Origin of the sequence: Marinobacterium weihaiense, from assembly GCF_019061305.1 — a bacterium.
Classification (GTDB): Bacteria; Pseudomonadota; Gammaproteobacteria; order Pseudomonadales; family Balneatricaceae; genus Marinobacterium; species Marinobacterium weihaiense.
In genome coordinates, this window is the sequence record NZ_JAHQZT010000011.1 from 89,087 (window position 1) to 99,201 (window position 10,115).

The 10,115-nt window shown below is 59.0% G+C and carries 9 protein-coding genes; 5 read left to right on the forward strand and 4 right to left on the reverse strand.

The window, feature by feature from the left end; translation table 11 throughout:
* Positions 1 to 225: 225 nt before the first annotated feature.
* A complete protein-coding gene (locus KTN04_RS10350) occupies positions 226 to 2,160 on the reverse strand; it encodes an FAD-dependent monooxygenase (RefSeq protein WP_217335158.1) in 1,935 nt (644 codons plus the stop codon).
* 227 nt (positions 2,161 to 2,387) lie between these two features.
* Complete coding sequence (locus KTN04_RS17080) at positions 2,388 to 2,522, reverse strand: hypothetical protein (protein ID WP_256449080.1); 135 nt, start codon at positions 2,520 to 2,522, stop codon at positions 2,388 to 2,390.
* A 102-nt stretch (positions 2,523 to 2,624) separates the two neighbouring features.
* On the opposite strand from KTN04_RS17080, the gene KTN04_RS10355 reads away from it, so the two are divergent.
* The 3 genes from KTN04_RS10355 to KTN04_RS10365 are packed head-to-tail and all read left to right on the forward strand — an operon-like array spanning position 2,625 to position 5,511.
* Positions 2,625 to 4,271: an AMP-binding protein gene (locus tag KTN04_RS10355; protein ID WP_217335159.1), complete on the forward strand. Its 1,647-nt coding sequence runs from the start codon at positions 2,625 to 2,627 to the stop codon at positions 4,269 to 4,271.
* Between the two features lie 14 nt (positions 4,272 to 4,285).
* Positions 4,286 to 4,705, forward strand: coding sequence for a PaaI family thioesterase (locus tag KTN04_RS10360; RefSeq protein ID WP_217335160.1), 420 nt, complete (start codon positions 4,286 to 4,288; stop codon positions 4,703 to 4,705).
* Complete coding sequence (locus tag KTN04_RS10365; protein WP_217335161.1) at positions 4,702 to 5,511, forward strand: alpha/beta fold hydrolase; 810 nt, start codon at positions 4,702 to 4,704, stop codon at positions 5,509 to 5,511. The genes KTN04_RS10360 and KTN04_RS10365 overlap by 4 nt, the downstream gene beginning before the upstream one ends.
* On the opposite strand, the gene KTN04_RS10370 is transcribed toward KTN04_RS10365, so the two are convergent.
* Both KTN04_RS10370 and KTN04_RS10375 read right to left on the reverse strand, forming a co-directional pair.
* Positions 5,508 to 6,116 carry a response regulator transcription factor gene (locus KTN04_RS10370; protein WP_217335162.1) on the reverse strand — a complete coding sequence of 203 codons (609 nt, stop codon included), beginning with the start codon at positions 6,114 to 6,116 and terminating at the stop codon, positions 5,508 to 5,510. The two genes, KTN04_RS10365 and KTN04_RS10370, sit on opposite strands and share 4 nt — an antisense overlap.
* Positions 6,113 to 7,630, reverse strand: coding sequence for a PAS domain-containing sensor histidine kinase (locus KTN04_RS10375; RefSeq protein ID WP_217335163.1), 1,518 nt, complete (start codon positions 7,628 to 7,630; stop codon positions 6,113 to 6,115). Before KTN04_RS10375 ends, KTN04_RS10370 begins: the two co-directional genes overlap by 4 nt.
* Before the next feature lie 205 nt (positions 7,631 to 7,835).
* Between KTN04_RS10375 and KTN04_RS10380 the strand changes: the two genes are divergently transcribed.
* The gene (locus tag KTN04_RS10380) at positions 7,836 to 9,482 is read left to right on the forward strand and encodes an acyl-CoA synthetase (protein ID WP_217335164.1); all 1,647 of its coding nucleotides are present in this window, start codon (positions 7,836 to 7,838) and stop codon (positions 9,480 to 9,482) included.
* A 262-nt stretch (positions 9,483 to 9,744) separates the two neighbouring features.
* Positions 9,745 to 10,041, forward strand: coding sequence for a hypothetical protein (locus KTN04_RS10385; protein ID WP_217335165.1), 297 nt, complete (start codon positions 9,745 to 9,747; stop codon positions 10,039 to 10,041).
* Positions 10,042 to 10,115 lie beyond the last annotated feature (74 nt).

Here is a 10,115-nt window from a genome sequence, read left to right on the forward strand (position 1 = left end):
GTCTTACTCTTGCAGGATTTTGATTGTTGTTATTTTAGTGCGCATATTTTACGGCCATGTTGCGTCAGCGCAATACAACTAAAGTCAGCGCGTCCCTGATCGGCTACACGACGGGTGCTGAAAGGGCCGTAGCAGCGAGCGTTAAGGCAGCAGGAGAAGGTGGCCAGCATTCCTTTGCTGGATTCTTTACTGGCCACCAGTGCTTCGAATGGTCTGTGCAGGCGGTTAGTGCTGTTCGATCATGAAGACATCAAAGAACTGCGCCAACGCCTGGTGTGCATCAAGCGGCAAGATGTTGGCGATGTGCTGATCAGGTCTTACCACCACCATGCAGCCCGCCGAGCGGTCAATGCCACGCAGGTCATAGATGTCATTGCCTTCTGCTGTCTGAAAGACCTTTTCATAGTCGCGCAGCCCGTACTTGCCTTTTGCCGGCCACAGGTAATCCTGCAGATCCTGTATCGACAGGTCCTGTTGCTGGAAAACCGCATAGGTATCGATGACCGAATCGATATCCGCGCCTTTCGGCGTGTATTTAAGTACTGGCGAAGACGGATCCTTGGCCAGGAAGTCGATGAGCTGATAGGCCGCAGACGAGGGATCCGCCGGGTTCTGGGTATCGCCAAAGAGGAAGATCCGCCAGCGTCCATCGGCCTTGATCAGGTGCCCCAGATGCTGAACGCGACCGTCGGCCACGCGGGTGGCCTCAGCCGAGTGGAAGCGTTGCCCAATATGCAAGCCTTTGGCCAGATGCTGGTGTTCCTGTCCCGTGCAGAGATAGGACGGGAAGTATTCGATGGAGGTCCCGGAGACAAAGCCGCTTTGCCGCTTCATGAAGGCTTCGATTTTGGCCGTATCAACCTTGGCCTGAGCAGAATCATCGCCTGCGGTCGGCCGTGTCGCCACCAGCCGCGAGAGTTCCCGGTCAGCATCGATCAGCTGCTGGGCCACCTTGCGCCGCTCAGGGCCGTAAGTGCTCAGCAGTTTGGGGTGGCTTTTGCCCTGAATCACGGCCGCCAGTTTCCAGCCCAGGTTAAAGGTATCCGGCAAGGAGGTATTCAAGCCCCAGCCGCCTTTGGGACTGTGCGTATGGCAGGCATCACCGGCGACAAAGCCACGCGGGATGACGTCATCGGGGCTGTCCACTGGGCGGTTGTCAAACCGCTCGGCAATGCGCTGGCCGACCTCATAGATCGACCACCAGGCTACTTCCTTTACATCCAGCGTGTAGGGGTGAAAGATCTTCTGCGCCTTGGCGATGATATCCTGCTCGTTCAACTTCACATCGGCGGCACGCTTGTCCTTGCCAAGCAGATCCAGCTCGACGTAAAACCGGCACAGGTAGCCGCCCTCACGCGGAATGGTCATGACCGCACCATGGTGTTTGGACTGGATAAAACTCTTGATGCGGATATCCGGGAAGTCCGTGTTCAGCAGAATATCCATAACGCCCCAGGCCTTGTTGGCAGAGTCGCCTTGCAGCGGGATATCCATGCTTTTGCGCACTTTGCTGCGGGCACCGTCGCAACCGACCACATAGCGCGCCTTAACGACCTCGGTCTTGCCGGCACCGGCTTCATCGGTACGTGTAAATGTCGCCGTGATGGGGTAGGCGTCCAGGTTCTGGGTCAGGCTGTCGTCAATCTTCATCTCGGCCAGTTCACGGCTGTAATGAGGACGCAGGTGAGTGACGGATCGTTCCATACCATCCAGCAGCAACTCGTGCAGCCGTGCCTGGTTTACGATGCCGTGGGTAAATTCGGACAGCCCGGCGCGAGCATCGGCAACCTTGTGCGTGCGCTTGATGTTCTCGGGATTGGCTTCGTCAGGCTCCCAGAAGGTGTTTTGTTTCAGCTGGTAGGTCTCTTTCACCACCATTTCACTGCTGTTGAAGGCCTCCATGATCTCAATGGTGCGGCAGGAAATGCCGTCGGCACGCCCGAACAACAGCGGTCCCGGTGCCATGTCAACAATGCAGGTTTTGATGTCGGGAAACTCGGATAGCTGCCGTGCCAGCGTCAAACCGGCCGGGCCGGTGCCGATAATCAGCACATCCACTTCACCGGGCAGGTCCACAATTGGTGGGTTGGGGTAAGGCTCTCGAACCTCATCGGGAACCTCATAGTTGCCGGGTTTGAACCCGTTCAGATGATATTGCATTGCTTGATCACCTCGCTTCTGGCTCTGCCATTGGATGTGTTTTATTAATATATTCATTACATAAGGGTGTAAGCCTACTCAGCGTAATCAAAGGGTACGCCAAGATGAACGGCTCTGGGCTTCTTGTCCCGCTTGATACCCTAACGCAACCAAGTACAAAAATGATGCGGGAAGTCACTGAAAAGAATAGACGATGTGGTCGTTACTGGCTGCCAACCGGGCATTCATCAAACAGCATGCAAGACCACGGACATGTCTGTTGCCGGCGCTGCCTTGCGCTCAATTCGCCCCCAGGGCGTACCGTCACCCGGGATGACACTGACCGGATTCGGCAGCGCGTGGCGAGTCGTCGGAGTGTTCATGGGTTTACGTGTACGGCAACCCCATATATATTCGGGTTATCCCCTAAGGGATAGTATGGCTTCCTGGCTCCGACAATAAAGATAAATAAAAGGAAGGGTTCCATGAGCAAACAGCCTTACCTGCCATTTTACCAGGCGTTTGAGGTCGACCAGCTGCGTGAAGCGCTGCCCGGTGCCGACCTGGATGCCGGCTTCAACGTCTGTGACCTGATCTGTGACCGCTGGGCACAGGACAGCGAACGCGTCGCACTGAATTACGAAGGGGTGTCCCGTCCCGGCGAAAGCTGGACCTTTGCCCGCCTGCAACAGGCCTCGGCCCGCTTTGCCAATCTGCTGCAGCAGCAGGGCATCGGCAAGGGCGATCGGGTCGCGGCGCTGCTGCCACGCACGCCAGAACTGCTGGTAGCGGTACTGGGTACCCTCAGGGCCGGGGCGGTGTATCAGCCGCTGTTTACCGCTTTTGGTCCCGGTGCCATCGAATACCGTCTGGACAAGGCCGATACCCGCCTGGTGGTCACGGATGATGCCAATCGTTTCAAGCTGGACGACGTGCAGAACTGCCCGCCCATTGTGCGTGTCAGCAGTGGCGGAGCCGACAGTCATGGCGATCTGGACTTCCACACGCAAATGCAGGCTCAGCCAGACCGTTTTACGCCGGTGACGATCGCGGCGGATGATCCCTTCCTGCAGATGTTTACCTCGGGCACCGTGGGCAAGTCCAAGGGCGTTGCCGTTCCGGCCCGTGCCGTGCTCTCGTTTTACGTTTACATGCGCTATGCCATCGACCTGCAGCCGGACGACCGCTACTGGAATGTCGCCGATCCTGGCTGGGCCTATGGCCTGTATTACGCCGTGGTCGGGCCGTTGCTGCTGGGCGCGACCACTCATTTCAATGAAAACGGCTTCACGCCCGAATCCACCTACGCCATGATTCGCCGCTATGGCATTACCAACCTGGCAGCGGCTCCCACGGCTTATCGGTTGTTGATGGCCAACGACCAGGTGCTGGCCGATGGCGAAACGCTGGCGCTGCGGGTGGCCAGCAGTGCCGGCGAAGCGCTCAACCCGGAGGTGGTCAACTGGGTCAAGCGTCGTCTGGGCTGCCCGGTCAAGGATCATTACGGCCAGACGGAAACCGGCATGACCTGCTGCAACCACCATGTGCTGGAACATCCGGTGCGGGTGGGGTCCATGGGGTATTCGTTGCCGGGTCATCGGGTGGTGGCGCTGGATGGCGATTTCAACGAGGTGGGCGAGGGTGAAACCGGCCAGCTGGCGGTGGATGTGGATCAGTCGCCGCTGTTCTTCTTCCCCGGCTATACCTGGGCGGAAAAGAACCCCTTTCATGACCGCTACTACCTGACCGGCGATGTGGTGATCAGTCATGGCGACGGCAGCTTCTCCTTTACCGGGCGCGATGATGACATCATCACCACCGCCGGTTATCGGGTCGGGCCGGCTGATGTCGAGAGTACACTGCTGGAACACCCGGCCGTGGCGGAATCGGGTGTGGTCGGCAAGCCGGACAGCTCGCGCGGCTCGGTGATCAAGGCCTATGTGGTGACGCGGCCGCAGTTCGATGCCGATGAAACCCTCGCCGATGAACTCAAGGAGCTGGTGCGCAATCGCCTGTCGACCCATGCCTTCCCGCGTGAGGTCGAATTCGTGCAGGAGTTGCCGAAGACACCCAGTGGCAAGATTCAACGCTTCATACTGCGCAACAAGGCGCGTGAAGAAGCCGATCGTTAAAGGAGGACCGCTTGATGCAGGTGATGAGCCTGGAGGCATTGCAGCAGTTTCTGCAGGAGCATTTTCCGCAGGGGGACCAATACGGCCGATTGGAAGCCGTGGGAGATGGCTGGGCCGATCTGCGCCTGGCCGTGGACGATGATCATCTGCGACCGGGTGGCACCGTATCCGGTCCGACCATGATGGGGCTGGCCGATGTGGCGCTCTATGCCGCACTGTTGAGCCGGATCGGGCCGGTTCCTCTGGCCGTGACGATCAACCTCAACATCAACTTTCTGCGCAAGCCGCGCCCGGATGCCGACCTGCTGGCCCGGGCGGAAATGCTCAAGGTGGGCAAGCGACTGGGCGTGGGCGAAGTGTATGTGCGCTCGGATGGTGACGAGGATCCGGTGGCCCATGCCACCATCACTTACTCCATACCGGAGGCTCCATGAGCGCACTGACTTGGCACGATGAGCGGGTGCAACTGACGGACGCGGTGGCCTTGCAGCTGCGCTGGGGGCGGCAGCCTTCGGGCGCCGGGCGACCGGTGATTGTGCTGCTGCATGAGGCTTTGGGCTGCATCGCCATGTGGAAGCGTTTCCCCGAACAGCTGGCCGCGGCCACCGGGCTGGATGTGCTGGTGTTCGAGCGTCGCGGCTACGGTGCGTCAACCCCGATCACGCTGCCGCGCCCGGATGATTACCTGCTGGAAGAAGGCGAGGTGTGGCTGCCGCTGCTGCTGGACCGGCTGGGACTGGAGCAGGTCATACTGTTCGGCCACAGTGACGGCGGCTCCATCGCCCAGATCGGGGCGGCCAGTTGCCCGGATCAGGTGGTGGCCATTGTGACGCTGGCGGCGCATATCTACGTGGATGCACTGACGTTGAACGGGATTGAAACGGCGGTCGAGCGTTATCGGACCACTGATCTGCCAGAGCGGCTGGCCCGCTATCATGGCGAGCGTACCGATCTGATCTTTCGGGCCTGGTCCGAAACCTGGCAGCGGCCCGCCTGTCATCAGGCACTGGATCTGCAGCCTCAGCTGGCGCGCATTCGCTGTCCGGCGTTGATCATGCAGGGCGATCGGGATGAGTACGGCGTGCCTGAACAGGTCACCGATGCCTGCGCCGGTATTGGCGCGACGGCACAGGCCTGTTTTATCGACGACTGCGGTCACGTGCCGCATCTGGAACGGCCGGAAGCGGTACTGCACCACACCCGACGGTTCCTTGATGAGGTCGGCTTGCTGGCGGGTTAGGGTGCCAGCCGGCTGTGCATCTGCACCAGCTGCGCCAGACTCTCGGCCTGCATCTTGCTCATCACCCGTGAACGGTGCACTTCCACCGTTTTCGGGCTGATGCCGAGCGTTTCGGCAATTTCACGGTTGGACTTGCCGGTCACCACCAGTGCCATCACCTCGCGCTCGCGGCGGCTCAGGCGTTCATGGTGTTCACGCAGTTCCTGCTCTTCACTCCACTGGTTGAAGCGTTCATCCGCTTCCTGCATGGCGCGGTCGACCAGTTTCAGCAGTACATCATCGTCAAACGGCTTCTCCAGAAAATCCAGCGCGCCGTTCTTCATGGCGGCAACGGCCATGGGTACGTCGCCGTGGCCGGTCAGGATGATCACCGGCAGGCGGATATCACGTTCCTGCATGATCTGCTGCAGCGCCAGGCCGTTAATCTCCGGCATGCGCACATCCAGTAGCATGCAGCCGGGGCGCTGATCGTAGTGGTCGAGAAACGCCTGTGCCGAGGCATAACTTTCAATGGTGTACGACGTGGACTCCAGCAGCCACTGGACCGACTCGCGGAAGTCCGCGTCGTCGTCAATGATGAAAACGGTTGCGTTACTGATACTCATACCTGCCCCTTGAGCGGGAGTTGAAAATGGAAACGGGTACCCTGCTCGTGATCACTCTCGACCCACAGGCGGCCGGAATGACTTTCTATAATTGTATGCGAAATCGACAGCCCCATGCCGAGGCCGTTCTCCTTCGAGGTGGAGAAGGGCTCAAACAGAGTCGCCTGCTGCGCCTCGCTGATGCCGGGCCCGCGGTCCGCCACGGTGACCAGCAGACGCCGGCCCTCGATGCGGGTGCAGATCTTAACCGGCCGGGGATGTAATTGACACTCGCCGTAGGCTTCGATGGCATTGCGGATCAGGTTGAGTAGCACCTGCTCGATCTGCAAGCGGTCGGCCTCGATCACCGGATTGGACTCATCCAGCTCGAATTCGAAGCGAATATCATGGTCGATCGCTTCCTGATTCAGAAAGCGGGTCACTTCCACGCAGGTCTCGTTGATCGGAAAGGCCACGCGCTGAAACTCGGTGCGGCGCACGAAATGGCGCATGCGCTTGATGATTTCCGAGGCGCGCCGAGCCTGGGTTGAAATCAGTTCCATGGCACGGGTCACCTGGCTGACCTCGGTGATCTGGCCGTCATCCAGGCGGCGGAAGGTGCCGTTGCAGTAGTTGATGATGGTCGCCAGCGGCTGGTTGAGCTCATGGGCCAGCTCGGTGGCCATTTCACCGACCGACAGCACCCGCGACATGTGCGCCATTTCCAGCTGCTGGCGCTTGGCCTTTTCCTCGGCCTGACGCTTGAGGGTGATGTCGCGGGCGATGATCGAGTAATACTCCACCTGCATGTTCTCGGCCCGGTTGCGGTGGGCGATCACCTCACGGATCTCGGCCACCCGCCCCGGATTGCCGGCCGGGTACAGCGGAATGCTGCCGTACCAGGTGCCGTACAGAGCTGCGTGCTGCAGGGCCGGCTCGACCAGCGTATGCAGGATCTCCTGTGGAAACAGCTGGTTGAGGTAGAACACCGCCAGATTCTCGCGCTCGGCCCCCAGCGTGCGGTAGGCCGTCTCGTTCATGTAGGTCAGCTGCAGGCTGCGGTGGTTACAGAACAGAATCATGTCCGATGAGGCTTCTACCACGCGGGCCAGGCGACGCGTGGCCTGCTGTGCCAGCTCGCGCTCGGTCACGTCACGCGATACGCAGATGATTTCCTGCGGCGTGCCGTCTTCGTCACGAATGGTGCGGCTGGTGGTTTCCAGCCAGATGTAATGGCCGTCGCGGTGCTGAAAACGGTACACGTTGGTGTACATGCCGCGCCGGTATCGCACCGATTCAGCGCGTTTCTTCAGATTGTCGGCATCATCGGGGTGGAACAGGTCATAACCGGGCGTCCCGATGATCTCCTCGGGCCGGTAGCCCAGCACGCGCTCGATGGCCGGATTGACATCAATGAAGGTCCACTCGGGCGTCGGCGTGTGCCGCGAGATCATGTCGGTGGACTGCTCGGCCAGCAGACGGTAACGATCCGCCTCCTGCAGGCAGCGCTTGAGTTCCTGCTCCAATGGTCGCATGCCGTATCCTTATCGTTAGGGTGGCGTGTGCCTGAGCACCGTGTAATAACGGGGCGGGGAGGGGCTGCAGGCATTGATCGGCGACAATCTTATGACGTTTGCGTCCTATTGTGTAATAAGGGAAATTACGTATGATGAGGTTGACTGGAAGGAATCAAACCAACAGAGGATGGCTCCCCTCATTCAGGGTGGAGAGGACTTTATAATGACAATGAATGACCATAATCCTTATGCGCTTGGGCTCGATCAGAACCCGGCCAACTACGCAACACTTTCACCCCTCAGTTTTATCGCCCGCACCGCTTTTGTTTACCCTGAACGCACCGCCGTCGTTCACCATCAGGTGCGCCGCAACTGGGCTGAAACCTACCGCCGCTGCCGCCAGCTGGCCAGTGCCCTGACCCATCGTGGCATCGGCAAGGGTGACACCGTGGCCGTGATGGCCCCCAACCTGCCAGAAGTGTTCGAAGCGCATTTCGGCGTGCCCATGGCCGGTGCGGTGCTCAATGCGCTCAACATCCGTCTGGATGCCGAGGCCATCGCGTTCATTCTGCAGCACGGCGAAGCCAAGGCGATCATTGTAGACCGCGAATTCTCGGAAGTGATCGCGCGGGCCATCAAGATTGCGCGCATCAACCCGGTCGTCATCGACATTGATGACGCTTCGTACGAAGGCGGCGAGCTGATCGGTGAAATGGATTATGAGGCATTCATTGCCAAGGGCGATCCCGAATTTGAATGGGCGCTGCCGGAAGATGAGTGGGACGCCATCACCCTGAACTATACCTCCGGTACCACCGGCGACCCCAAGGGCGTGGTGTATCACCACCGTGGCGCCTACCTCAATGCCGTCAGCAACGTGATGTCCTGGGATATGGGCGACGCCCCGGTTTACCTGTGGACACTGCCGATGTTCCACTGCAACGGCTGGTGTTTCCCCTGGTCCGTGGCGGCGGCTGCCGGCGTGAACGTCTGCCTGCGTCATGTCCGCGCCGATGACATCTATGCGCTGATCAAGGAAGAAAAGGTTGACCACTTCTGTGGCGCGCCGATCGTGCTCAACATGCTGAACAACGCCTCTGACGAGATGAAGGCCGGCATCAACCACCAGGTGAAGGTGATGACCGCCGGTGCCGCGCCGCCCGCATCCGTCATCGAAGGCATGGAAAACATGGGCTTCGCCGTGACGCACGTATACGGTCTCACCGAAACCTATGGCCCCTGCGTGGTCTGTGCCTGGCACGACAAGTGGGACGAGCAGCCGATCAACGAACGTGCCCGCCTCAAATCACGCCAGGGCGTGAAGGCCCCGATGCTGGAAGGCCTGATGGTCGCCAACCCGCAAACCATGGAGCCGGTGCCCCAGGATGGTGAAACCATCGGCGAAATCATGATGAGCGGCAACCTGGTGATGAAGGGGTATCTTAAAAACCCGAGCACCACCGACAAGGCCTTCGAGGGTGGCTGGTTCCATTCCGGCGACCTGGCCGTGTGGCATGCCGATGGCTACGTGGAGATCAAGGACCGTTCCAAGGACATCATCATTTCCGGCGGCGAAAATATCTCCAGTATCGAGGTGGAAGATGTGCTCTATCGACACCCGGCCGTTATGGAAGCCGCCGTGGTTGCCCAGCAGGATGAGAAGTGGGGCGAAGTGCCTTGCGCCTTCGTGACCCTGAAAGCCGATGCCCGTGGCACCGTCACCGAAGAGGACATCATCCAGTTCTGCCGCGAAAGCATGGCACGCTTCAAGGCGCCCAAGCGCGTCGTTTTCTGTGACCTGCCGAAAACCTCAACCGGCAAGATCCAGAAATTCGTGCTGCGCTCCCAGGCCAATGGTGAAGATGCCTGATCAGACATGCACGGCAAACTTCTGTCTGCCTGATGCATAAATAAGCACCCCGCATGGTCCAGCCTGCGGGGTGTTTTGTATATGGGAAGGGCTACTGCTTTTAGCCCTTAGCAGACATTAGGGGCTGATGATAAAGATGTAACTCCGGGATCAGTTAGTCAAAAGCCTCGACCCAGAAGACTACCGATACTCTCCTTGCCCGCCAAAATCCTGGCATAGATTGTGCTTTATCAACATGAAGATTACCTGCAAGGAGCGCAATATGATCATTCAGTCCGGCTATAACGTGTTGACCTATAATGATCTTCAATCATCCGCAGGCGGCAAGCAAAGCGGCAATGTTCTGCCTGCCACTGATGCCGATACGGCAAAATATGCCGATCAGAGAAAAGATACCCGCGAAGTGCATGCGCTCAAAGATGCTGAGCCTGATAGCGACGGCCTAAAACGCTATAGCCTGCCTTCTTGGATGTCGAACTTTATGCCGCCCATGAATGATGTGAGCCTGTCATCACAGGCAATTCAGGAGACACGTACCTATCTGTCAAGTCCCGCATGATTATAAGGTCGCTTTTTAAAAAGTTCCGGATGGGTTTTATGCCACTCCTTCATCGCCATGATGGGTGGTTTGGA